We start from the raw sequence: 24,134 nt of genomic DNA on the forward strand, positions 1-24,134 counted from the left end.
TCAAAGGGCAGGTTGATATCCAAGGCCCTTGTCGCCTGTTCTTGTGGCGCAATCAAGGCTTTGTTGATTGAGATATCCAACTTTGAAATTGGTCGCAAGGCGCATTTGGAGAATGAATGATGAGTGATCTTTGGGTCTTTGGTTATGGCTCCTTAATGTGGCGTCCCGGTTTTGAATATGAAGAATGCTTCGTTGGCGAGTTGCAAGGTTATCATCGGGCTTTGTGTGTCTATTCTTATGTTCATCGCGGGACAGAAGAAACCCCTGGCCTCGTGCTTGGTTTGGATGATGGCGGCAGCAGTATGGGAATGGTGTTTCGTGTGGCAGCGGAGAATCGCGATGCTGTGTTGCAATATTTGCGTGAGCGCGAACAAGTGACCATGGTGTATCTGGAACGCTCTGGACCTGTGACCATAAGCGATGAGCAGGGCAATCGCGACGGACAGATTGTGGAAGCGGTCACTTATGTAGCCGATCATCAGCATATTCAATATGCGGGCAAACTGCCGATGGATGAACAAGTGCGGATTGTATCGGCTGGCCATGGCAAAGCTGGCCCCAATATCGACTATGTGCTCAACACTGTTGATCACCTTAGAGATATCGAGATTGAAGACACCGAGCTGTTCAAACTCGCAGGGCGTCTGCGTGCCCCGACGCGATTTTCAGAGCACTTTGAATGAAATGAAGGCGGTGTCGCGGAGCGATTAAGCACTAAGGAGGCAGGCTGCCCTGCCAGCATCGTCACCGAGATCTGCGATGACTTTTTGCCGTGCGTCTTTGTTGCCTGCGAGCAAATGTACATAAATCGTGAGATGTTTTAGGTCTTCGGATGCAATGTCTTCAAATGCGAGAGGCGATAGATCAGATATTTCACCAATCCACTGAACGTTTAGCTGGGTGCCTGTTTCGGTCGCCAATAGCAAAACACAGTCTTCAAAAATGCTGATGTCATCCAATGCAATTTGGGAAAAGAGATAGCGTATACCGGCATCGCCTTGCCAATAGCAAAAGCGATTGCTTATGCTGTCTATCGTCAAATCTCCGACAGGTTTTGATGCCATTGATTTTCCCCCAAATTCAAGCGGCGCTACTCTTGAGAACAAAAGTAGAACAAAATAGGCGTCTTTGCAAACGCTAATTCTTCTACATAATGTAGGGAATTCTCCGTCGAATACAACATATAGATTTTGTTGCTCAGATATTTCTTGCTGGCGGCAATTTGCTATTGCCCTCACGCGCTTCTTTGATCAATCGATCACTGTTTTCTTCAATTGTGGTGCTGATTCTCTCGAAAAACTCGTTTGGTTCCAATCCGGGAGGAATCGGGGGTAGAATTTCAACGATGATCTTGCCTGGATACAGGATGAACGACTGCCGCCCCCAGAACAAGCCGGTGTTCAATGCCACCGGATAGCAAGGGACTTCCAAGGCTTTGTAAACATGGGTGATGCCAAATTTATAATGCGGTTTCAGATCGCGCAGGCGGCGTGTGCCTTCTGGGAAGATGATCAGTTGACGCTTGTTCTCCGCCATCTTCTGTTTGGCACGGGCCAACATGCTTCTCAATGTTTTGGCGCGTGCTCCGCGGTCAATTGGGATCATGCTGCCTTTGGCAACGGCCCAGCCAAACAGAGGGATCCATGTCAATTCTCGTTTGAGAATGAACAGGGGGTCATCGACCAGTGGCACAAGAGAAAATGTTTCGAAGACACTCATATGCTTGGAGGCAAGAATAAGACGTTCACCGGATGGCAGGTTTTCTTTGCCCCGTACTTCGTAGGTACCACCGACAATAAGGGTGAAAAGGCGGGTGCAGCTCAAACCCCACTGACGGGCGAAATACATGACTACAGCGCGGGGTAGTACCAAGGCAAAAACGCAAAGCGACGCCCAGAATGCCGTGACCAGATAAAAGGCAATGTGAAAGAGCACTGATCGAATCAACAGCATTAAAGCTTCTCCTGCCGAAATTGACACACAAAATAGTTCGAGCAAATCTAAGGGTGATCTGGCTGCTCTTGCCAATGGTGGGCTTATAATTTGCTTGGACACAAGTGATGATGTGCCAGATATAGGTTCAATGGCAGTTATTGACCAATTCTGCTTGCCTGTCCAGTATTCAGTGGGGCTTTCACGGTGTCTGCCGCATCAGCAAAGCCCCTGTTTTTTTGGGGATTCAAACGCTCGGATGTGCCGTGTAATATCGAAGCGAGCAATTTGCCATATTCTTTGGTCAGCAGATGCATGTTGTTCCAGTTGAAAAGCCGCGATAGCACGGAGTGCTGGTTTGACGGGGTGACCAGATTGCTCTGCAGTTGAATATCTGGTGCCGCGCGGCGCATTTCCAGCATTGTACGGGGCATGTGATAGGCGCTGGTGACGATAATCAGACTCTTGAAACCGTTTTGTTGTGCCCAAACGGCTGTTTGTGTTGCGTTGGCAACTGTATTGAGGGCTTGACTATCAAGATCAATACAACAATTGATCTGGCTGGATGTCAGATCAAAACGGTTCAGCAGCGTGCGATTGGAATAGCGTGGATGGACGCCGGATATTAGCAATTTTTTGCCCATTCCGTCTTGCAACAAAGCCACAGCGCGATCAAGCCGCCCGGCTCCGCCTGTCACCACAACGATGGCATCGGCCTTTGCCGGGGGGTGTTCATTGGCAAACAACACATAGCCTGTGAACATCGCCAATCCGGTCGCCGCCAGCGTTGAGGTGAAAAAAACCACCAAGGCAACAGCAATCAGCACTTTGCGCCAAGGAAAGAACGATTTCCGGGCAGAAGTTGGTGCGTCTGGTTTGATGCTTATGCTGGACGTGGTGCTTTGTTCGGACATTCAAGCCTGTAGGGTTGTGATTCGGATTTTACGACAGTTTGCTCAGTGTATTCATAACCGTCAATCTTGTTGTTATTGCGGTGAACACGGCGATGACCACAACCAGAGCAAATGTTCCGATGTAAGCGGCAAGTCCAAGATCAACCACGCCAAGCAATGCCTGCATTTGGTCCAGCGTCGCGGAGCCTTCGTCTTCGCGTACCAGCAATTGCATAATAAGGAAGATAAAAATGGCCGCGCCACCACCGGCCAATGCCCCCTTAAATCCGAGGGTGAAGAATTTGCGTTGAAATTCCCCCGCAATGAATTTGTTGCTAGCCCCGACAAAGTGCAGCACTTCGATGGTTTCCTTGTTGCCAGACATGGCGGAACGGGTGGCAAAAACCACGGTGAGCACCGTGGCGGCGATGACCAGTAAGAGGATGGTAAAGCCGACGAGAATGGCGGTTTCTGCCATAGAGCGCAGGCGTTCAACCCAAAAGCGATGATTGTCGAGTATCGCACCGGTTACCTGTTGTTGCAGGGATTTGCTCAAGGTCACAAAATCGACCGCCGAGGGATTGTCTATGGTCAGTTCAATCAATCGTGGGATGGGCAGGTCGTCAAAGGACAGATCAAGCCCGAGCCATGGCTCCAGCAGGGCGCCAGACTCGCTGGCCGAGAGCACCGTTGCGCTGCTGATACCCGGTGACTGTCGGGCGATTGTGATGGCTTTGGCCAACTCTGTTTCGATGTCTATGCCATCGACTTGCCGGATCTGAATGGTGGCACCACGGGAAATATCCGATTGCCAATCGCGCGTGGCGTCCGAAATGATGGTGACCGCCGCAACCGTGAGAGCGGCCAGAAAACTCATAATCGCGATGACCAGCATGAGCGAGTGCCCTGCGATTGTGCCCTTGGGTACAATTGGACCCGGCCGCTTGCCAACGGCGAAACTGGCCGCTTGTGTCATGGCCTTGGCTTTGAGTGATTTTCGTTTGCCTCTGGGCTGTTTGTCTTTTGGTTCGGCGGTCGGGATGTGTTGGGGCTGTTTGGCTTGGGGTTGGACGGTTGTGTCTTCAGGCCATGTGAGTTGATCTTGTGGGCCTTGGGTGTTGTGGGATATATCGCTGGGGGCTGTGTTGGTTGACGAGGCTTTATCCCAATATTCCTGTGGCAGCAGCTCTTCAAAATTCTCACGCTCCGTATGGCCCAGATAGGAGCCCACGTGTGGCGTGCTTGTCGGCATGGGCGCAAGGGGAGGTTGAGAGGTTTCTTTGTCGCGATTGTCGATAGTATTGCGTTCGATTGCACGCAGATAAGGGTTTTCTTGATCAACTGGTTTTTCGGTCATGATCGCTCTCCCTTCGCTCAATCATAAATAAATAGGGCGCCGTCATTCAGAACGATCCTGCGTGCATCGATTTGATCCATGAGGCCGGTATCGTGGGTCGCGATTACGATAGATGTGCCCGATCTGTGTAATTCGATGAACAGGCGCAACAGGCGGCGGGCCAGAATGGGATCAACGTTACCGGTTGGTTCATCGGCGAGCAAAAGTTTGGGACGAGAAATCAGCGCTCTGGCGATCGCTGCGCGTTGCTTTTCTCCACCAGACATGACCGGCGGGTAGACATGCATGCGGTGGCCCAGACCGACCCATTGCAACAATTCGGCAACGTCCGTCCGATAGTCGCTTTCAGACAAGCCCTTAACGCGCAACGGCAACGCAACATTTTCAAACGTTGTCAGGTGGTTGAGCAGGCGAAATTCCTGAAAGACAAAACCGATGTTGCGGCGTAACTCGGAAAGCTCATCATGGTCCAGTCGCGCTGTGTCCTTGCCAAAGATCTTGATCAGACCCCGGTTGGGCTTGATGGAGAGAAACATCAGCTGCAGCAGCGAGGTTTTGCCCGCCCCGGATGGTCCGGAAAGAAACTGAAACGATTTGGGCGGGATATGAAAGGATACATCACGCAGCACTTCCTGCCCCATGCCATATCTCAGTCCTACATTCTCAAAACGAATCAATCCGGTCGTTCCTTTTGTTGATTGGGTGAGCTTGCATGATTTTGTTACCAAGTTCATCCGATTTGTGCTCGCAGAGGTCGATCTTTCAGGAGGCCTTGGCAAACTATTAAGGGCTGGTATCCTATGTGTGGATGATTCGCCCAGTTTCAATCATGTGTTCGACCTTATGTGCCTTTGCTGGTGGTCGTGCTATAAAGGGCGATCTGTTAATTCGGATCAAAGCACTGAAGCGCCGATGAAAATTACCTGCCCCAATTGTTCAACAAGTTATCAGGTGCCCGATGATTATATTGGCACCGATGGCCGCGCTGTGCGTTGCGCCAATTGCAGCGAAACTTGGCATGCCGAACCGGTCGCTCCCATTCCTGAAGCCGCCAATCCGGTGCAGGAGGCCCCTGCAGAGGGTCCTGAGGGCGGGGCAGAAAATTCGCAAGATGATATCGATAGCTTGTTTGATTCCCCCGGTGATGAGGAACAAAGTCAGGATGACATTGATGCCTTGTTCGATTCTCCCGCTGCTGGCGAGGAACAGGATCAGGACGGTATTGACGCGCTTTTTGATTCTCCCTCTGCTGGTGAGGAGCAAGATCAAGATGGTATTGATGCGCTTTTTGATGCTCCCTCTGCTGGCGAGGAGCAAGATCAAGATCAAGATGGTATTGATGCTCTGTTTGACAGCCCTGCTGCTGACACACCGCAACCGGATAAAGCCACAGCTGGCAATTTAGCCAAAAGCAATGATCCATTTGTCATCAAAGGAGGCGTCGACGAAGGGTATGAGTCCCCTGTGGTTGATCTTATGGACGCTGCTGCCTTTGAAGCGCAAAAAGTGGTCGCGCGGGGCAAGGACATAGAAACAAGCGTGCGCCGCAGACGGCGCAAACGGAGAAGACCCGAGCCTGCGCATCAAGATAGTGCTCAATTGATTGCGAAGCGAGAATGGATGTTGGGCGGTGGCGCTCTGGGAATGTGCCTTGTAGTGTTGATCACATTGTTTTCCGCACCAAAATTCTGGGTCCGGACCTTGCCTGATCTTGCCTCGCTTTATGGGCTAGTGGGAATGGACGTCAATGTGGCTGGCGTTGATTTTGATATGGTGGATGTCAAGTTTCTACAGCAAGGAGGGGCTCCCGTGATCAGCGTCGAAACCGAGCTTGTTAATCCCGGTTTAGATCCTGTACTCCTTCCCTCTGTGCAATTTTCTGTGCTTGGCAACAATGATACAGAACTTTATTCATGGGCCATTGGGCCAGATCATGTCGGTTTGGGCCCCGGAGAGCGTAAACGGATCGAGACTTCTATTGCAGCGCCCTCGCAAGCCAAATATATATCGCTCAGAGTGTTTCATCAGTAGAGCATGTGATCTGGGCATGTCGCTGTGATCCCATCCGCGCAAACAGGAACCCGGAAAAAAAGCATGACTGAAACCATCCACGTTCTTTATGACGAGGCCACCCTTGAAAAACGCAATCAGGAACTGGCTGCGTCTATAGCTGCTGGCGGCTATAAAAATCTTTTGGTGATTGCCGTTTTGAAGGGCAGCTTCGTTTTCGCTGCTGACTTGCTGCGTGCACTTTACCGTGCTGGCGTGCCGTTGGAAGTGGAGTTTATGTCTTTGTCCAGCTACGGCTCAGGCACCAAATCCACAGGGCATGTGAAAGTCGTGCGGGACATCGAGACTATTGTTGAGGGACGGGATGTCCTGTTGATCGATGATATTCTGGAATCTGGGCGGACTCTGGCTTATGCCAAGGGTTTGTTGACCGACCGTGGGGCATCTCGCGTCGATATAGCCGTTTTGCTCGATAAACCCGGCAAGCGAGTCGCTGATATTCAGGGTGAATTTGTTGGGTTTGAGTGCCCGGACAAATTTGTAGTAGGCTATGGAATGGACAAAGCGCATTCCTACCGCGAAGTGCCATTTGTTGGATATCTCACTTGATTTAGGGATGGTTCTGGCGCCGTTCTAGACATCTTCCGTTTGCTAATTTCACTTTTCGTTCTCCCTTTCGCTTTTGGTAAACCTTTTACCTGTCAAATAGAGAGGTAAGGTCGGCAAAAGACCTTGGTGTGACTAAAAAGAGTAAAAGTAAGTGGGAGTGGGTAAATGGCCCGAATTCTTCTGACTGAAGACGACGACGGGGTGCGTTTGTTTGTTCAACGGGCTTTGATGATGGACGGACATGATGTCAAAACGGCCGAAGATGGCAGTTATGCGATGGACGTTTTGTCTGAACATGACGGGTCTTTTGATCTGCTGTTGACCGACATCAAGATGCCAATGATGGACGGGATTGCCTTGGCGCAATCAGCAGCGAAAGACTGGCCTGATATCACCATCTTGATGATGACCGGATTTGCCGATCAACGTGAGCGTTGTGACAGCCTGAACGCGATTGTTCACGATGTGGTATCCAAACCTTTCTCGCTGGCTGAAATTCGTGGTGCCGTGAAAGACGCTTTGTCTGGCGAGGCTGCGATTGCACCGCCGTCTATGGTGCGGTCTTTGTATGGTTAGTGATGGTTTTGGCTGTCCTTAATCGAGATCAGAAATGCAAAAGGGATGGCAAGTGCCATCCCTTTGTTATTTTTACCCTATTAAGGTTTTAATCCTCTAGCCAATCGGGAATGGTATCGAGCCCTAGCAAGTCTTCATAAGAAGGGCGGGGGCGAATCACTGACCACTGGTCCCCGTGGACCATGACTTCGGGCACCAAAAGACGGCTGTTATAGGTGCCAGACTGCACAGCGCCGTAGGCGCCAGCAGACATGATTGCGACGAGATCGCCGGACTCTAGCTGAGGCAGTGAGCGGTTCTGAGCGAGGAAATCCCCTGTTTCACATACAGGCCCAACAATGTCGACGGTAGCAACGGGTGTGTTGAAGGACGGCTCTTTAATCGGGCGCACATCATGCCAGGCCTCATAGAGGGTTGGCCGGATGAGGTCATTCATTGCGCCATCGACGATGACGAAGGTTTTGCCTTCACCTTCTTTGCGATAGATGACTTGGGTGACTAAGATGCCTGCATTGCCGGCAATCAGGCGACCGGGTTCAAAATAGACTTTGCAATCCAGATTCTGAACGTGTTTTTTGACTGTTTGTGCATAGTCGCGTGGCAATGGGGGAGGGGATTGATCGGCATGATAGGGAATGCCGAGACCTCCGCCCAGATCGACATGGTCGATGTCATGGCCGTCTTCACGCAATTGGCGCACCAGATCGCCCAGTCGCTCAAAGGCCGCGTCGAAAGGTTCAAGTTCGGTGATCTGGCTGCCAATGTGCATGTCGATGCCAGTGACTTTGATACCCGGTAAATTTTCAGCGCGATTGTAAACGTCGCGGGCTCGTTTCCAAGGAATGCCGAATTTATTTTCGGATTTACCTGTGGCGATTTTAGCGTGGGTTTTAGCGTCGACATCCGGATTGATGCGAATGGAAATACGTGCCACACGGCCGAGTTCGGACGCAATGAGGCTTAGATGTTCCAGCTCGGGTTCGGACTCGACATTGAAGCAAAGAATGTCCTGTTCGAGCGCAAAGGTGAGTTCGCGGCGGGTTTTTCCAACACCGGAGAATAGGATCTTGGAGGCGGGAATTCCTGCCGCTAATGCCCGGCGCAATTCACCTTCGGAGACTACATCGGCCCCTGCACCTAGACGGGCAAGGGTTTTGAGAACAGCCTGATTGGAATTGGCTTTCATGGCATAACATACGAGTGAAGAAACCCCGCCGAAAGCTTCGGAAAAAACTTTGAAATGCCGCTCAAATGTCGCTGTGGAATAGACATAGAAGGGCGTGCCCACTTGCTTGGCGATCTCGGCAATGGAAACGGCTTCGGCATGCATGACGCCGTCGATATAGTCAAAATGATGCATGATTGCCTCGTAGATCAGTCAGCCCGGCACCGGGGAAACGGGCAAGGCGGAGCACGATGGACTTTAAAGGAAATATGGCCGGGATTAGAGCAGCGGGTCCAAAATAAAACCCTCATCCGGTGCCTTGGTTCGCGAATCAGTCTGTTCGTCTGAATCCGAGATGCCGTCTTTTACCGATGGGTCCTGCACATCTGTGCTCATATTGGTGTTCGCTGTTGGCGCGACCAGCGGGCCGCGCTGCCCGCAGGCTGTCAGACCTGTTGCCAGAGCAAATAGGATCAACAGCTTAACACCTGTTTTTGTGATTGCCAGATGGGATGTCTGAAAGAGCATCGCTTCACGTCCTTATGCCTTACACGCTGTGTCGGCGAAATGATTCTGGACATTGGACCTGTCGTCCGCTGATCCAAACAGCCCAAGGGGCATAGCCCCTGAGCGTTGCTTTGGGTGAACTATTGCTTGGCTGATCTCTCTTTTTCAAGCGTTTTCAACCAGCTTCTTGCCTGTTTCTTGACATTCACAGGAGATGTTCCCCCGTAAGAGGTGCGACTGCGGACCGATTTGTCAACCGAAAGGACCGAGAAAACATCTTCGGTGATTTTCGGTTCTACTGACTGCATATCTTCAAGGCTCAGTCTATGGAGCTCGATATTGCGGTCTGAGGCCATGCCAACAAGCGTTCCCGTTACGTGATGGGCATTGCGGAACGGCATGTCGAGGCTGCGCACGAGCCAATCGGCCAGATCGGTGGCCGTTGAATAACCCGAGCCCGCTGCTTTTTTTAGTTCTTTCAGGTTTGGTTCCAGATCGCCAACCATACCGGTCATGGCCGCCACGCAAAGAGACAGGTTTTGAAGGGCATCAAAGGTTTGCTCTTTGTCTTCCTGCATGTCTTTGGAATAAGTGAGTGGCAGACCCTTCATAACAATCAGCAGGGCATTCATCGCACCGATGATGCGGCCTGCCTTGGCGCGGACCAATTCGGCGGCGTCGGGATTGCGTTTTTGCGGCATAATGGAGGAGCCGGTGGAGAATTTGTCTGACAGTTTCACAAACCGGAATTGGGCTGATGACCAGATGACCAATTCTTCGGCAAACCGTGACAGATGCACAGCGCAGATCGAAGCCGCAGACAGCGCCTCCAGTGCAAAGTCGCGGTCAGACACACTGTCGAGCGAGTTGGCCGTGGGGCGATCAAAGCCGAGGCTTTCTGCTGTCATGTGCCGATCAATCGGAAACGATGTCCCGGCAAGAGCGGCAGCGCCCAGCGGACTTTCATTCATGCGTTTGCGGGCATCCTGAATCCGGCCGCGATCGCGGGACAGCATTTCCACATAGGCCAGCATGTGGTGACCAAATGTCACTGGCTGGGCGCTTTGCAAATGCGTGAAGCCGGGCATAACCGCAGAAGAAAATTCAACTGCTTTGAATGCAAAGGCATGCTGTAAGCCGCCAAGCTGGTCATCAAGCCCATCAAGGGTTTCACGGACCCAGAGGCGGAAATCCGTCGCGACCTGATCGTTGCGCGAGCGTGCGGTGTGCAGGCGACCGGCACTTGGGCCAAGCAATTCGGCAAGGCGGCTTTCCACATTCATGTGGATGTCTTCCAGTGCGCGCGAAAAAGTGAAGGTGCCTGCCTCAATTTCTCCCGCGATTGTGTCTAGACCTTGTTCGATTGCTTTGGCATCATCGGCGGAAACAATGTCCTGTTGAGCCAACATGCGGACATGAGCTTTGGAACCGGCAATATCTTGCGCGTAAAGAATCTTGTCAAAGTCTATGGAGGCGTTGATTTCTTCCATGATGGCGTCAGGGCCCTCGGAAAAACGGCCGCCCCACATTTTATTGCTCATGATGCATGTTCCAATTGGTGAGTTCTCGTTGAGGTGCTTTATGCCACAACAAAATAAGGCTGTCAGCGCCTTAAGGTGGAAAAAGCGATAGAGTTGATATCAGAATCAAGATGTCCCATCAGATCGGGACCTGAAAAGCAGAATGAAGGGAAGAGCGGGATGTCGCCTTTGGACGGATTGAAGAATGTGCAGACCAGGCTGGTTCATTGCTCGGTCGCTGTTGCGGTTGTTTTGGCAACGCCCTTTGCGGCGGCAGCAGCGGAGGTTTGCAGTGCTTCCAAGACGCGGATGGAAGCAATCGATCCTCATATCAAGGGAGAGATTGCCGCGTTGCAATTCACCGGCCATCCGTCCGATATGAGTGGCCTTGCGTTTAAACGCGAAGATGGCACCGATATAACGATTGCTGATTTTAAGGGCAAAACAGTTTTGTTGAATTTGTGGGCCACATGGTGTGCACCGTGTCGGACGGAAATGCCTGACCTCGATGAATTACAGGCTGATTTGGGCGGGGGTGATTTCGAAGTGGTGACCGTCAGCCTTGATCGTAAGGCGCCGGGGAAGGCGCGTATGTTTTTTGACGAGATCGAACTAAAGCATCTCGCGCTCTATTATGACAAGGGAATGGCTCTGTTTCCAGCGTTGAGAAGCCGTGGCATGGCCTTCGGCATGCCGACGACCGTTATTCTTGACAGCGATGGCTGTTCTTTGGCGCATATGTCCGGCCCTGCTGCTTGGGGAGGCGATCAGGCGAAGGTGATGATCAAAGCTGCCATGATGGCTGATTAGTGCAGGTTGCCCAATAATAAATTTACCAATGTGCGCCATGCATTGGTGTTGGTGTCAGTTTCGATCGGATAAACAAAAAGCCCGGAACAATTCGGGCTTTTTTGTGTATGTGGTGCTGTGGAATGCTGATCGCGGCAATGATGTCAGGCTTTTATGTCGAGATTCTGGCCCATGCCTTGTGGTGCTGAGCCACCGCTCTCCATACCCTTCTGTACAAGGCTGTCGAGAAGACCTGCCATTGCTGTATCCGAGTTGTGCGCCATTTTTGTCAATGTTGCACCAAGCTCCATTTTGCCTTGAGCGGCATTTGTATAAGCGAGGGCTGACCCTAAGGTAGCGACATTTGACATTGGACTCTCCTGTATTCCCAGATACCCGAGTTTGATTGTCTCAGCTATTTCTTAAGGCAGAGTAAACAAGTCCTTAAAATGATTTCTGATTGTTTCTGATGCCGGGTTAGACTGTGCTAATGGAGGGTGCCGCCAATGTTTGCAGGTGTCAAACTGATACCACCAATAGAAAAACCGAGATCCATATGGCCTCGGTTTTGATGCGTATTGGTTGATTGCCGGGGTGCCTTAGCGGGTAGGTATCGGCACTTCGCCACGATAATCGTAAAAGCCGCGTTGGCTTTTGCGACCCAGCCAACCTGCTTCGACATATTTAACCAGCAGAGGACAAGGGCGATATTTGGTGTCGGCAAGGCCTTCGTAAAGCACCTGCATGATGGATAAACAGGTATCCAGACCAATAAAGTCGGCCAATTGTAATGGCCCCATTGGATGATTGGCACCAAGACGCATGGCGGTATCAATGGATTGAACGTTGCCGACGCCTTCATACAGGGTGTAAACGGCTTCATTGATCATGGGCAGCAGAATACGGTTGACCATGAAGGCCGGGAAATCTTCAGATACTGCGACCGTTTTGCCTAGATTGTCAGCAAACTGTTTGGCTGTTTTGAAGGTGTTTTCATCCGTGGCAATGCCGCGCACCAGCTCGATCAGTTTCATCACGGGAACCGGATTCATAAAGTGAATGCCGATAAATTGCTCTGCACGATCTGTGGCTGCCGCAAGACGTGTGATGGACAGGGACGATGTGTTCGAAGCGATCAGGGCTTCGGGGCGTAGGATTGGTGTGACCGCGGAAAAGATTTTGCGTTTGGTTTCTTCGTGTTCGGTGGCTGCTTCGATAACCAGATCAACCTCTGACATGCTGTCAAGCGCAAGTGAGGGTGTGATGTTGTCCAGTGCAGCCTGCATTTGCTCTTCAGAGATAGCCCCTTTGGAAACTTGGCGTGCCATATTGCCCTGAATGGTGGCCATGCCCTTGTCCAGATTGTCTTTATCCAGATCATTCAGGATCACTTCATATTTGGACAAGCTGCATACATGTGCAATACCGTTGCCCATCTGGCCGGCGCCAATGATGCCAATTTTCTTGATTTCTGAAATCACTTTGCTCACCGATTTCCGCCATTTGCGGCTATTTTTATGGTTTGTCTATTTGAAGGCAGCAGCTCACGTTAATGAGGACTGTCCTGATGCGGATGGAAAGTGTGGCAGATAATTTGCCGTTTCGCAAATGCGAAAAAAGCCAAAGGATGCGAGCAGTACACCCTTTGGCTTGCTTTTTTGCAGACGGTAAGACCCTGCGCATCTGACACAACGCTCTTCTTTGAAAAGCAGAAGCTGTATTGAAATGCGTTACAGTGCTTTTTCCAGCTCAGGCAGAACATCAAACAAATCGCCGACGATGCCATAATCCGCGACCTGGAAGATCGGAGCTTCTTCGTCTTTGTTGATGGCAACGATCACCTTGGAGTCCTTCATGCCGGCCAGATGCTGGATCGCGCCGGAAATGCCGCAAGCAATATAAAGCTCAGGGGCAACCACTTTTCCGGTCTGGCCAACTTGCAGATCATTTGGTGCATAGCCTGCATCAACGGCGGCACGGGAAGCGCCGATGGCAGCCCCTAGCTTGTCAGCAAGAGGTGTCAGGACCGCATTGAACTGCTCTTCGGAGGCCATGCCGCGACCACCAGAGATGATGACACGCGCACCGGACAGCTCAGGGCGGTCAGAAGCGGACAATTCCTGGCCGATGTAGCTGGTGCCAGCGGGGGCATCAACAGCTGCGATGGTTTCAACCGGCGCAGAGCCACCGGTTGCCGTTGCGGCAAAGGTGGAGGTGCGTACGGTGATGACTTTTGTGGCGTCAGAGCTTTTGACCGTCTGCATCGCGTTGCCCGCATAGGTGGGGCGCTCAAACGTGTCTGCTGAGATAACTTTTGTGATCTCGGAAAGCTGCATCACATCCAGCAATGCGGCGACGCGCGGCATATAGTTCTTGCCATTTGAGGTGGCAGGAGCAACCAAAGCATCATAGTCGCCAGCGATGGATAGGATCTGTGCTGCCATGGCTTCGGCCAATTGGTGCTCCATGGCGTCGCTTTCTGCGATGAGCACTTTGCTTGCGCCGGTCAGCGTTGCTGCTTCAGCTGCTGCATCGGCACAGCCTTTGCCAGCAACAAGAATATGCACCTCAGAGCCCAGTTCAACAGCGGCTGTGAGCGCCTTGTGGGTGGCTTCATTTAAAGCCGTATTGTTGTGTTCGGCAATCAGAAGGGTTGTCATGGTCTATCTCCACTTTTGCCTTAAAGCACACCGGCTTCGTTTTTGAGTTTATCGACCAGCTCGGCCACGGTCTCAACCTTGATGCCGGCTTTACGCGCAGCGGGTTCTGCGGTTGAAAGCACCTCAAGACGCGGCGCGATATCCAGGCCGTAATCCGCTGCTTCTTTGGTGTCGAGTGGTTTTTTCTTGGCTTTCATGATGTTGGGCAGTGATGCATACCGTGGCTCATTGAGGCGTAGATCAGCGGTCATGACCGCTGGCAATGTCACTTTAATAGTCTGTGAACCGCCGTCGATCTCACGAGTGATGGTTGCTTCGTCACCTTCGACTTCTATTTTTGAGGCGAAAGCAGCCTGTGGCCAGCCCAGAAGAGCGGCAAGCATTTGACCGGTCTGGTTGCTGTCGTCATCAATGGCCTGCTTGCCAACAATCACCAGCCCTGGCTGTTCTTCATCAACCACAGCTTTGAGCAGCTTGGCGACGCCGAGAGGCTCTACCGTTTCATCGGTTTTGATCAGCAGCGCACGGTCTGCGCCCATGGCCAAGCTGGTGCGAAGGGTTTCCTGTGCCTGCTGCGGGCCAATGGAGACCACAACGATCTCGGTGGCAATACCGGCTTCTTTCAGGCGAACCGCTTCTTCGACGGAAATTTCGTCAAACGGGTTCATGGACATTTTGACATTGGCCAGATCAACGCCTGATCCATCTGCTTTGACACGGATTTTGACGTTATAATCTACAACCCGTTTTACGGGTACGAGGATCTTCATGGATTGTGTCTCCCATGTGAACCAATTGATTGGTTCCATCGTAATTTCAAATGCACAGCCCTATGGGCCCTTTGGCTGAATGAGAGTGTTCTCTTTGTACGTCACAATCAGCTTTAGGCGCCCGGCGAGCGTCGTTGGTCGAGGTGGACGGTAATGGGCTGACGAAGGGCTGTCAACAATCCCGAAGTCGGAGATCCATGACTTTCGGTTATGATGACGTTACGTATACGGAATTTATCCGCCGCGCTGGAAAAGAGGCACTGATCGCCGTTTCATAAAGGGAATAAGCAGCGCGCCGGTCAAGGCTCCCCCGACATGGGCCCACCAAGCAACCGTATCGCCATCACTGGTCACAGAGTTGAATATTTGCAACAGGATCCATGCGCCCAGACAATACATGGCGGGAATGGGCAAAGGGATGCGGCCAAGGAACAGAACCCAGACCCGAACGTCTGGATGCAAAAGCAAATAGGCAGCGATAATCCCCGCCATTGCGCCCGAGGCGCCAACCAAAGGCACGGGAGAGCCCCAATTTGCAAGCATGTGCACCAGAGCGGCCCCCATCGCACAAAGGCAATAGAACAGCAAATACCGGAAATGGCCCATGGCGTCTTCTATATTGTCGCCAAAAACCCAAAGGAAAGCCATGTTGCCGATAAGGTGCATCCAGTCGGCATGCAGGAATGCATAGGAAATGGGTGCTGTGAGCAGGATGGGGTCAGAGATCGCAATTGCACCGGCATTTGAATATTGGTCTGGAATGAGGCCAAAGGCGATGGCATAATCCTGAAGCACCAAGCCTCCCGCTCCGGACTCTGTGATCAGGAAAATGATGACATTGAGCACGATGAGACTGATTGTCACATACTGCCAGCGCACATGAACAAGCTTGTTCTTGTCATGTAGAGGGATGAACATGGAGCAACCTTTCCCATCGTGGAACGTTGTGAGCGACTGTCGGGCTTAATCGGGTGACTGTCCAGAGCCGTATGGACTTATGATCAGTGCCAAAAGTCATGGGCATGGACAGCTTGTCAGTCTCGATTTACCGATTTTGACCGGGTACCCACAGCACGTCTTTTTCCCCTTTGCCATTGGTCCAACGGGCCGCAACAAAGAAGAAATCGGACAAGCGATTCATATATTGGATGCATTGCGGGGATACGACTTCGCTGTCGGTCGCTGCCAGCGCCGTGATCAGACGTTCGGCCCGACGCGAAATGGTGCGAGACAAATGCAAATAGGCTGAAGCGGGGGATCCTCCGGGCAGAACAAAACTTTTAAGGGGCTCCAGATCGGCATTCAGGAGATCAATCTGGGTTTCCAACCGGTCCACTTGTTCGCTGGTCATCCGCAGGGGTTCATAGGGTAATTCTTCGCCCGTATCAGGGGTGCAAAGATCCGCGCCCAAATCGAACAGGTCATTTTGGATCTGTGCCAACATGGCATCCAGTTGGGCAAAGTCCGGCGTATGCAAACGGGCAAGGCCCACTGTGGCGTTGGTTTCATCCACTGTGCCATAGGCTTCCACACGTAAGTCATGTTTGACGCGGCGTTCGCCGCTTCCCAACATGGTGGTGCCTTTGTCGCCAGTGCGTGTATAGATTTTGTTGAGGCGAACCATGAGTCGGAGTTTCCTGCTGTTTGATGGAGGCATAAAAAAAGTGCGACTGAATTCAGGCGCACTTTAAACAGATTTGTTACCAATGGAAATTGCGTCCTTAGGCATGGGAGCAATTATTAAGGTGTCTGGATCAGAATTTGTAACCGACGCGGCCACCAACATTGGTCAGACCATGATTCCATGTGCCCAGACCGGCGTTGGACATATGCTCAACGGTGACCATGAAACGGAAGCGGTCATAGTCAAAACCGAGGGATGCGGTCTCGCGGAACAGGGCGCGTGTTCCCAGCGGTTCGCGTTTGGGATCGACATCATTGAGCTTGCCGTTATGCACCATGCCGCCAAAGCTGGTTTCGAAAAAGACGGGACCAAAAATCGGGAATAACCAGCTGGCACCTGCATAGGCGTAGGAGGTGTTCCCTTCGGTATTCACGGATACGCCGATGTGAGGGCTTGGAGCCAGAATGCGGTTCCAGAAGGAAGGCTCTTCGGCTAGGCCACCAAACGGTTGAAACAGCACTTCAGCTTGAATATCCACATTGCCTTTTTCGCGGCGCTCAACGTCGTGGGCCATAACACCCATGCGAAGCTCGCTTAGAAAGCTTGTTCCTGTGTCAGACAAATAGCCGTTGTTATAGTCAGCAGCAAACGCTGTACTGCAAGACAATGCAACGACAAGACTGCAAATCGAAAATGTGGTTTTCATATGAATATCCGTGCGCACCTAAATTACCCGCTGCAAACCTAGCTGAATTGCTGACAATATTCCACCGGAAAAGCCGTCCATTTTAGCATTGTACCACAAGCGTGCTGTTTTGATCACGGTAGGCAACGCGTATTACCCCATGAAATAGAGGCTTGCCATTACCAGAATGATCGCGACAAGTTGCAGAATTATCCGCCAGCGCATCAAAGATTGCGAACGACTGGGGGAGCCGCCACGCAGCATATTGTAAAGGCCAAGGGCCAAAATGATCACCACTGCAACAAGAGCAATAGGAACCAAGGCGGGGAGGATCGCTGTCATGGAGTATTCTGCTTTCATTATTGGGTCGCTGTCACATAGATCACACCCTAACAGCAATGGGGTATAGGCGAAAAGCCATATGGGAGATGAACTTTTGTCGTGCAAGACCCAACGAAGCCTCTAAGCAGCTGCAGCAACAGCAATAGTGGCCTTGCTCCTTGGGTGGTGGTGTCAGTCACCTGATTTACGCAGCAAGGAATCCAGGGGGGTGACGGGTAATATTCGCTTGAGAAATGCCATCAAATGGGTGGGAAATGTAACGGGATAACGGGCCTTTGCCTGTTTTGCATCAAGCGCTTTGATCAGTTTATTCAACACCGCTTCTGGCGGTAGTTCAAAGCGGTCAGGCTTGTCTGATTCCATCTTGGACAGGCGGTTCTGGTAGCGATCTTGAAAAAAGCTGTGTTCGGTATTGATGTGTTTAAGAAATTTTTTGCGTGCAGTTTTGCGAAAATCACTGGTAATCGGCCCCGGTTCGATCAGGCTGACATTTATATTGCTGCCATGCAGCTCCAAGCGCAACGTATCGGTTAATCCTTCCAACGCGTATTTTGATGCGACATAAGCCCCGCGGAACGCCAAGGGAATGATGCCCAGCACGGAAGAGCATTGCACGATCCGGCCATGGCCCTGTGCGCGCATCACCGGGATGATCTGTCGGGTTAGCTCATGCCAGCCGAAAAAATTGGCTTCGAATTGTGCGCGCAGAATGTCGGTGGGTAAGTCTTCAACCGCACCGGGTTGGCCATAGGCCCCGTTGTTGAAGAGCGCATCCAATTTGCCGCCGGTATGGTTGAGCACTGCCTCAACGCAGGCGGATATGGATTGCTGGTCGGTATAGTCCAGATAAACTGCCGTCAGTCCGGCGCTGCGCAAGGATTCAAGGTCTTGCGGACTGCGGGCTGTGGCAAATACCAGCCACCCCATCTCATGCAGGCGTAGGGCACAATGGCGACCAATGCCGGTCGAACAACCGGTAATAAGGATCGAACGCTGTGTCATGACCTGTCCTCTGATATTTATTGTTCGGTTTGATTTAGCAGACACAACAAAAAAGAAAAGGGCGGTCCACGCAGAGCCGCCCTTTTTTTCGATGTGGATTTAATTAATTGCACGTCTTTGAGCCGCGCGGCTGGCTATTTGTCCAGCAAACGTCGTGCGATGACCTGCGCCTGAATTTCGCCCGCGCCTTCAAAGATATTGAGGATACGTGCGTCACACAGCACCCGAGAGATGGGATATTCCAGCGCAAAGCCGTTGCCGCCATGAATTTGCAAGGAATTATCAGCTGCGGCCCAAGCGATCCGAGCACCCAAAAGCTTGGCCATGCCTGCTTCCAGATCGCAGCGTTTGTCGTGGTCTTTTTGGCGGGCCGAGAAATAGCTGAGCTGACGGGCGATCATGATCTCGACGGCCATCATCGCAAGCTTGTCGATGACGCGCGGGAAGTTGATCAAGGACTTGCCAAACTGCACGCGGTCCTGCGCATAGCGCAAACCAAGGTCAAGAGCGCTCTGGGCAACGCCGATGGCGCGGGCCGCGGTTTGAATGCGGGCGCTTTCAAAGGTCTGCATCAATTGTTTGAAGCCTTGCCCTTCGACGCCGCCAAGCAGGTTTTCTTTTTTGACCGCAAAATTGTCGAAAGACATTTCATATTCTTTCATACCGCGATAGCCGAGCACTTCAATTTCACCGCCGTCCATTCCCTCTGCGGGGAACGGGGTGGCGTCATCCCCGCGTGGTTTTTCGGCCAACAACATGGAAAGGCCTTTGTATCCGGGCTCATTTGGATTGGTGCGGACCATCAGTGTCATGACATCGGCACGGACAGGATGGGTGATCCATGTTTTGTTGCCGGTCACCTTGTAGGAAGCGCCATCAAGTACAGCGCGGGTTTTAAGGCTGGCAAGGTCCGAGCCGGTGTTTGGTTCGGTAAAGACTGCCGTGGGCAGTATTTCGCCGGATGCGATGCGTGGTAGCCAGTGTTCTTTTTGTTCTTGGGTGCCGCCGCAAATGATCAATTCAGCGGCAATCTCGGAACGGGTGCCCAGAGAACCGACGCCGATATAGGCGCGGGATAATTCTTCCGACACCACGCACATGGCTTCTTTGCCCAAGCCCATGCCGCCAAACTCTTCAGGGATGGTTAGGCCAAAGACGCCCATCTCTGCCATTTTGTCGACAACATCCATCGGGATATATTCGTTTTTGAGATGCCATTCATGTGCATGGGGGCTGACTTCTGCTTCGGCAAAGCGGCGCATCTCATCGCGGAAGGCTTCCATCGTTTCATCCAACCCTGCATCTCCAAAAGACGCGGTGCCCTCAGCCGCTTCCATCAAGGCGACGAGGCGGGTGCGGATGGCGGGCGTGTTGCCTTGGTCTATTAGATCTGTCACCGTCTGGGTGTAGGCGGTTTTGATGGCTGAGGCGGGTATGCCAAAATCGGACAGGCGGATGATTTCGCCTTGGTTCATGGGAATGCCGCCGAAGATCTGCGCCAGATATTCCGAGAAGGCTATGCGGGTGATCAGGCTTTCCATCTCGCCATAGCGGCCTTCGCTCTGCATCGTCTTTGCGTGGCCGCGCATTTCTTTGAGCGCTTCTACATATGTGGCGACCCACGCTAGCCCGTGAGTGGCGCGCTGTTCTGCCTCGATTTTCTCAGATTTGATGCGGCCATCAACAACGACCTTGGCGCGGACCGATTCAATAAGGACGCTGAGTAAGTCTTGAACCGAGGTTACGGCGGTATCCATATCCGCAAATAGTGTTTTCGGTGCTTGGATGATTTCTGTTGGAATGGTCAGCGACATGGATCTTCCTCCTCTTCCACTTGACGGTTTACAGATGTGTTTGTTTGGGCATGATTTTGGTTTCACGCCTTCTCAGAGCCAGATCTGGACCGTCGAAAATCCGATTTCAACACACATCAAAGGCACGATTGCAGGCACGGGTCCTCTTGCCTGTGGTGTCGTGCTGCTACGCCGGAGTCTGATGACTTGCGCCTGTGATGGTTGTGCTATGTTGCAGTGCACAGTGAGGCCCTTGGCCCTATTTTGCAATAAGCCAATGGATTAAGTCGAGCACTTGCTGCGCTGCATCATTTTATTTTTGATGCGTATGACATCGGAGAGCATGCTTTAGGTGCGGGTTTTGCTGTGGCTTGCACGGCTGGCAATAATCACGCCGGTTGCGGTGATGGCGATGCCGACAATCTGCGAGAGTGTGATCGGTTCGTTGAACAGGAGGTATGAGATAACAGCGGTGACTGCTGGTATCATGTAAAACAGGGCCGCGATGTTGGAGACTGCGCCAAATTCAATCAGCCAGAGCAGCAGGAAGATGGCGCCAATGGAAAGGACCAACACCAACCACGCAAGGGCAAATAAGAATTCGGATGTCCATTCAATGGTTTGAGTTTCTGTCAATAGGCTGAGGCCACCGCATAGCAATGTTGCCGCACAATATTGCCAAACCGTGGCAGCACGCATATCCAGATTTGATGCGAAGCGCTTTTGGTAGATGGTTCCCAACGAGATTGTTATAACCGCGCAAATGGCTGCCGCAATCTGAGTGGGGGTCACGGAAAAAGCGCCGCCCTGTAGACGTGGCAATAAAACAAGTGAAATGCCGATCAATCCCAATATAAAGCCGAAAATGTGGTTGCGGGTGATCGATTCTTTCAAAATGGCGCGTGCAAAAAAGGCGGTTAAAACAGGTTGGAACCCCATTACCAATGCCGCCAAACCGGCAGGCATGCCATCATCAATGGCCCAGAAAACACAGGCCAAATAGATACCGTGAATCATCAAGCCGCTGACAAAGGCATGGAACGCACTTTTGGGGTTTGGCCATCTGGCTTTGGCCAGCAGCGAAAAAGGTAAAAGCAATGCCAGCACGATGCCAAAGCGCAAGGTCAGAAAGGTCATGGGTTCTGAGTATGGAGCACCCATGCGCGCGCCGATAAAGCCGGTTGACCACAAAAGCACAAACAATGCAGGGACAAATTGTCCTATTGAGACACTGGATTTGGGAGACATCGTATGGCCTTTGGCACTTAAGGATGGCAAAGGCTCTGTCTATCGGGTGGCGCTTGTTCTGTCCATCACTTCATTGGGTTTCGTGATTATGTAAGCAAGACCAATCAAATGGTTTGCTCCAGGTGTCCGAGGTGTTGGTTGCTTTTTTACCATCTGGAGCTATATAGGGGGCGTAAATGCAAAGGCGCGTTTCGCCTTTTGGGTCTCGTATCTGGCGTCAGGTTGGCTGAGAATGAACCTTCTTTGGGAATGGGTGATGATGCCGGTCCGTATCTTTTGGCGGTTTTCCGATAATCACGGGTTTGCATTGGCAAGCAACATCGCCTTTTCCATGCTGCTTTCGATTTTTCCTTTTTTGCTGCTGGTCACCGGCATCACCGTTTGGGCCGGTGGTGAGGCTCTGGGTCGATATCTGCAGGATTTGATTAGCCTGCTATTGCCGGATGCGATTGCGGGTATCCTGCAGCCGGATGTGGATGCGGTGATTGCACAAAGCACGGGGAGCTTGTTGTCGCTGACGGCGGTAATCTTCTTGGTCACTTTGACTTCGATGGTAGAGAGTCTGCGTGAGGGGCTCAATCGTGCCTATGGTTATTATGAACGCCGTTCCATTTTGTCGCGTCGCGCGATGGGGCTATTGGGTGTTCTGGGGGCCTGTATCGTGATGATTGCGGTGGCTGCCGGATTGTTTGCGGCTCCGATTGCCTGGAGGCTTGCAAGTCCGCATTTGCCCTGGCTCGATGATTTTAAAGTCACGTTCGACCTTGTGCGGTTTGGTATTGCTTTGCCAATATTGACCGTATTCTTGGTCGCTAGCCATCGCTGGTTGCCTGTGCGGGCGATTGACTGGGCCGATATTTGGCCCGGCGTGGCCTCGACCTTGGTGCTGTGGTGGGCCGTGGCCGAGGGATATTCTTATTATCTCTCTCATTTTGCTCAATATGCGCGGGTTTATGCCGGGCTGGCTGGTGTCGTTGCAACACTGATTTTCCTACAAATTATCTCGATGATTTTTCTCTATGGGGCCGAGGTGAATGCGTGGCGTATTCGCTGGCGACGCATTGAGCAGAATAGAGTGAGCAAACAGGATCTGGAGCGGCCAAAGCCGGTGTCTGAAGTCTCGGCGGACGAGGAATAGATTTGCGATCTGTGGAAGAGTTTGAAAAGGCCGAACATATCCGGCCTTTTGGTTGGTTAAGCGCGATGCAATGCCAACCTTAAACTTCTTCACCGCGGCTGTTCAAGATCACATCTTCAAGCGTACGCAGGCCTGTTTTTGTGGTGCCGACTAAACAAGCCATGTTGCCCGGTTGATGTTTGTTGTCGAGCATGAGCCCATGGGCCTTGGGAATTTGGTCCCAGCTGAAGACCTCGGACATGCAGGGATCAACATGGCGGTCGATGACCATCTGGTTGGCGGCCATGGCTTGCTTGAGATGCGCAAAATGTGATCCTTGGACGCGCTTTTGGTGCATCCAGAGATAACGGGCATCCATGGTCAGGTTGAAGCCGGATGTTCCCGCGCAAATGACCACCATCCCACCACGTTTCACAACAAAGGTAGAAACGGGCATGGTTGCTTCGCCGGGATGCTCGAACACCATATCAACATTGTTGCCTTTGCCGGTGACATCCCAGATGGCTTTGCCGAACTTGCGGACTTCCTTGAACCAAGTGTTGTATTCCTCGGAGTTAACTTTGGGCAGTTGGCCCCAGCAGTCAAAGTCCTTGCGGTTTAAAACCCCCCGAGCGCCGAGACTCATGACAAAGTCACGTTTGGATTCATCGGAAATAACACCCACGGCATTAGCCCCAGCTGCCGCTGCGATCTGCACACCAAATACGCCAAGGCCGCCGGAAGCGCCCCAGATCAGGACATTCTGCCCGGGTTTGAGTTCATGGGGATTGTGTCCAAACAGCATGCGATAGGCCGTGGCCAGGGTCAGCACATAACAGGCGCTTTCTTCCCACGTCAGATGTTTGGGGCGTGGCATGAGCTGTTGGGCCTGAACGCGCGAGAATTGAGCAAATGATCCATCGGGGGTTTCATACCCCCAAATACGCTGGGTAGGTGAGAACATTGGATCGCCACCATTGCATTCTGCGTCGTCGCCGTCGTCCTGATTGCAGTGAATGACAACCTCGTCGCCAACCTTCCAGTTTGTGACCTTGCGCCCCACCGCCCAGACAATGCCGGACGCATCGGATCCTGCAATATGATAAGGGCTTTTGTGGACGTCGAACACGGAAATCGGTTCGCCAAGACCAGCCCAAACGCCATTGTAGTTGACGCCTGCGGCCATGTTCAGAACCAGCACTTCATGGCTGTCCAATTCCCATGTGGGAACGATTTCCACTTGGAAAGATTGCTCTGGCGGTCCGTGCCGCTCGCGGCGGATCGCCCATGCATACATTTCTTTTGGCACATGCCCCAGTGGTGGGATCTCTCCGATTTCATAAAGATCTTTTTTCTCGCCTGTGGTGCCCTGTGTAAGGAGTTCCTCAGCCATTTTTTCTCCTCCGGACATACATGTCCTAAAAATGGATAACTGTTGCACTGCAGCATATTCGAGGTTCAAATTGATGTTTATGACGCAGTTGCGAAACTATCTGAAATTATTTTGGGTAAGGATATACGTCTTATTGCCAATT

Annotated in this window: 27 protein-coding genes; 7 read left to right on the plus strand and 20 right to left on the minus strand. The window is 51.9% G+C overall.

All coding sequences use genetic code 11. The annotated features are described in order from the left end of the window. Positions 1 to 116: 116 nt before the first annotated feature. The gene (locus C0081_RS06245) at positions 117 to 683 is read left to right on the plus strand and encodes a gamma-glutamylcyclotransferase (RefSeq protein WP_210200412.1); all 567 of its coding nucleotides are present in this window, start codon (positions 117 to 119) and stop codon (positions 681 to 683) included. Between the two features lie 24 nt (positions 684 to 707). Here C0081_RS06245 and C0081_RS06250 read toward each other — a convergent pair whose 3' ends face one another. The 5 genes from C0081_RS06250 to ftsE form a co-directional block, all read right to left on the minus strand. Then, positions 708 to 1,064, minus strand: a complete 357-nt coding sequence (locus tag C0081_RS06250; RefSeq protein ID WP_101532960.1) for a hypothetical protein — start codon at positions 1,062 to 1,064, stop codon at positions 708 to 710. Between the two features lie 133 nt (positions 1,065 to 1,197). Continuing rightward, entirely contained in the window at positions 1,198 to 1,953 is a 756-nt protein-coding gene (locus C0081_RS06255) for a lysophospholipid acyltransferase family protein (RefSeq protein WP_101532961.1), read from the minus strand. Between the two features lie 137 nt (positions 1,954 to 2,090). Then, on the minus strand, positions 2,091 to 2,846 hold the full coding sequence (locus C0081_RS06260; RefSeq protein ID WP_101532962.1) for a YdcF family protein: 756 nt from the start codon (positions 2,844 to 2,846) through the stop codon (positions 2,091 to 2,093). 28 nt (positions 2,847 to 2,874) lie between these two features. After that, a complete protein-coding gene (locus C0081_RS06265) occupies positions 2,875 to 4,182 on the minus strand; it encodes a cell division protein FtsX (protein WP_101532963.1) in 1,308 nt (435 codons plus the stop codon). A 17-nt stretch (positions 4,183 to 4,199) separates the two neighbouring features. After that, a complete protein-coding gene (ftsE, locus tag C0081_RS06270) occupies positions 4,200 to 4,859 on the minus strand; it encodes a cell division ATP-binding protein FtsE (RefSeq protein ID WP_101533019.1) in 660 nt (219 codons plus the stop codon). A 235-nt stretch (positions 4,860 to 5,094) separates the two neighbouring features. On the opposite strand from ftsE, the gene C0081_RS06275 reads away from it, so the two are divergent. The 3 genes from C0081_RS06275 to C0081_RS06285 all read left to right on the plus strand — a co-directional run bounded on the left by C0081_RS06275 (position 5,095) and on the right by C0081_RS06285 (position 7,377). Continuing rightward, a complete protein-coding gene (locus tag C0081_RS06275; protein ID WP_180966782.1) occupies positions 5,095 to 6,213 on the plus strand; it encodes a zinc-ribbon domain-containing protein in 1,119 nt (372 codons plus the stop codon). Between the two features lie 63 nt (positions 6,214 to 6,276). Beyond that, a complete protein-coding gene (gene hpt / locus C0081_RS06280) occupies positions 6,277 to 6,801 on the plus strand; it encodes a hypoxanthine phosphoribosyltransferase (RefSeq protein ID WP_101532965.1) in 525 nt (174 codons plus the stop codon). Positions 6,802 to 6,966: 165 nt separating this feature from the next. Beyond that, positions 6,967 to 7,377, plus strand: a complete 411-nt coding sequence (locus C0081_RS06285; protein WP_101532966.1) for a response regulator — start codon at positions 6,967 to 6,969, stop codon at positions 7,375 to 7,377. An 88-nt stretch (positions 7,378 to 7,465) separates the two neighbouring features. Here C0081_RS06285 and lysA read toward each other — a convergent pair whose 3' ends face one another. From lysA to argH, 3 genes are all read right to left on the minus strand, one after another. Continuing rightward, on the minus strand, positions 7,466 to 8,737 hold the full coding sequence (gene lysA, locus C0081_RS06290; RefSeq protein WP_101532967.1) for a diaminopimelate decarboxylase: 1,272 nt from the start codon (positions 8,735 to 8,737) through the stop codon (positions 7,466 to 7,468). Between the two features lie 84 nt (positions 8,738 to 8,821). Then, the gene (gene lptM, locus C0081_RS06295) at positions 8,822 to 9,070 is read right to left on the minus strand and encodes an LPS translocon maturation chaperone LptM (RefSeq protein WP_101532968.1); all 249 of its coding nucleotides are present in this window, start codon (positions 9,068 to 9,070) and stop codon (positions 8,822 to 8,824) included. 119 nt (positions 9,071 to 9,189) lie between these two features. Further along, positions 9,190 to 10,590: an argininosuccinate lyase gene (gene argH, locus C0081_RS06300; RefSeq protein WP_101532969.1), complete on the minus strand. Its 1,401-nt coding sequence runs from the start codon at positions 10,588 to 10,590 to the stop codon at positions 9,190 to 9,192. A gap of 159 nt (positions 10,591 to 10,749) precedes the next feature. Between argH and tlpA the strand changes: the two genes are divergently transcribed. Beyond that, on the plus strand, positions 10,750 to 11,379 hold the full coding sequence (gene tlpA, locus C0081_RS06305) for a thiol:disulfide interchange protein TlpA (protein ID WP_101532970.1): 630 nt from the start codon (positions 10,750 to 10,752) through the stop codon (positions 11,377 to 11,379). A gap of 143 nt (positions 11,380 to 11,522) precedes the next feature. Here tlpA and C0081_RS06310 read toward each other — a convergent pair whose 3' ends face one another. From C0081_RS06310 to C0081_RS06365, 11 genes are all read right to left on the minus strand, one after another. Continuing rightward, entirely contained in the window at positions 11,523 to 11,729 is a 207-nt protein-coding gene (locus C0081_RS06310; protein WP_101532971.1) for a hypothetical protein, read from the minus strand. 228 nt (positions 11,730 to 11,957) lie between these two features. After that, on the minus strand, positions 11,958 to 12,839 hold the full coding sequence (locus C0081_RS06315; RefSeq protein ID WP_101533020.1) for a 3-hydroxybutyryl-CoA dehydrogenase: 882 nt from the start codon (positions 12,837 to 12,839) through the stop codon (positions 11,958 to 11,960). A 249-nt stretch (positions 12,840 to 13,088) separates the two neighbouring features. Then, on the minus strand, positions 13,089 to 14,018 hold the full coding sequence (locus C0081_RS06320; protein ID WP_101532972.1) for an electron transfer flavoprotein subunit alpha/FixB family protein: 930 nt from the start codon (positions 14,016 to 14,018) through the stop codon (positions 13,089 to 13,091). Positions 14,019 to 14,038: 20 nt separating this feature from the next. Further along, positions 14,039 to 14,788: an electron transfer flavoprotein subunit beta/FixA family protein gene (locus C0081_RS06325; RefSeq protein ID WP_101533021.1), complete on the minus strand. Its 750-nt coding sequence runs from the start codon at positions 14,786 to 14,788 to the stop codon at positions 14,039 to 14,041. Between the two features lie 234 nt (positions 14,789 to 15,022). Continuing rightward, positions 15,023 to 15,706, minus strand: a complete 684-nt coding sequence (locus C0081_RS06330) for a rhomboid family intramembrane serine protease (RefSeq protein ID WP_101532973.1) — start codon at positions 15,704 to 15,706, stop codon at positions 15,023 to 15,025. A 127-nt stretch (positions 15,707 to 15,833) separates the two neighbouring features. Further along, the gene (locus C0081_RS06335; protein ID WP_101532974.1) at positions 15,834 to 16,412 is read right to left on the minus strand and encodes a cob(I)yrinic acid a,c-diamide adenosyltransferase; all 579 of its coding nucleotides are present in this window, start codon (positions 16,410 to 16,412) and stop codon (positions 15,834 to 15,836) included. A 130-nt stretch (positions 16,413 to 16,542) separates the two neighbouring features. Next, entirely contained in the window at positions 16,543 to 17,118 is a 576-nt protein-coding gene (locus C0081_RS06340) for an acyloxyacyl hydrolase (protein ID WP_101532975.1), read from the minus strand. A gap of 132 nt (positions 17,119 to 17,250) precedes the next feature. Further along, positions 17,251 to 17,439 (minus strand): twin transmembrane helix small protein, encoded by a 189-nt coding sequence (locus C0081_RS06345; protein WP_101532976.1) that lies wholly within the window; start codon positions 17,437 to 17,439, stop codon positions 17,251 to 17,253. A 171-nt stretch (positions 17,440 to 17,610) separates the two neighbouring features. Beyond that, positions 17,611 to 18,441: an SDR family oxidoreductase gene (locus tag C0081_RS06350; protein WP_101532977.1), complete on the minus strand. Its 831-nt coding sequence runs from the start codon at positions 18,439 to 18,441 to the stop codon at positions 17,611 to 17,613. Positions 18,442 to 18,575: 134 nt separating this feature from the next. Next, on the minus strand, positions 18,576 to 20,255 hold the full coding sequence (locus C0081_RS06355; protein WP_101532978.1) for an acyl-CoA dehydrogenase family protein: 1,680 nt from the start codon (positions 20,253 to 20,255) through the stop codon (positions 18,576 to 18,578). Positions 20,256 to 20,582: 327 nt separating this feature from the next. Further along, positions 20,583 to 21,395: a DMT family transporter gene (locus C0081_RS06365; protein ID WP_245417868.1), complete on the minus strand. Its 813-nt coding sequence runs from the start codon at positions 21,393 to 21,395 to the stop codon at positions 20,583 to 20,585. On the opposite strand from C0081_RS06365, the gene C0081_RS23185 reads away from it, so the two are divergent. Together C0081_RS23185 and C0081_RS06370 are read left to right on the plus strand one after the other, a co-directional pair. Beyond that, on the plus strand, positions 21,394 to 21,576 hold the full coding sequence (locus tag C0081_RS23185; protein WP_180966790.1) for a hypothetical protein: 183 nt from the start codon (positions 21,394 to 21,396) through the stop codon (positions 21,574 to 21,576). The two genes, C0081_RS06365 and C0081_RS23185, sit on opposite strands and share 2 nt — an antisense overlap. 138 nt (positions 21,577 to 21,714) lie before the next feature. Beyond that, entirely contained in the window at positions 21,715 to 22,620 is a 906-nt protein-coding gene (locus C0081_RS06370) for a YihY/virulence factor BrkB family protein (protein ID WP_101532981.1), read from the plus strand. A gap of 79 nt (positions 22,621 to 22,699) precedes the next feature. On the opposite strand, the gene ccrA is transcribed toward C0081_RS06370, so the two are convergent. After that, positions 22,700 to 23,992 carry a crotonyl-CoA carboxylase/reductase gene (gene ccrA / locus C0081_RS06375; protein WP_101532982.1) on the minus strand — a complete coding sequence of 431 codons (1,293 nt, stop codon included), beginning with the start codon at positions 23,990 to 23,992 and terminating at the stop codon, positions 22,700 to 22,702. Positions 23,993 to 24,134 lie beyond the last annotated feature (142 nt).

It is taken from the genome of Cohaesibacter celericrescens (genome assembly GCF_002866925.1).
Taxonomy (GTDB): Bacteria; Pseudomonadota; Alphaproteobacteria; order Rhizobiales; family Cohaesibacteraceae; genus Cohaesibacter; species Cohaesibacter celericrescens.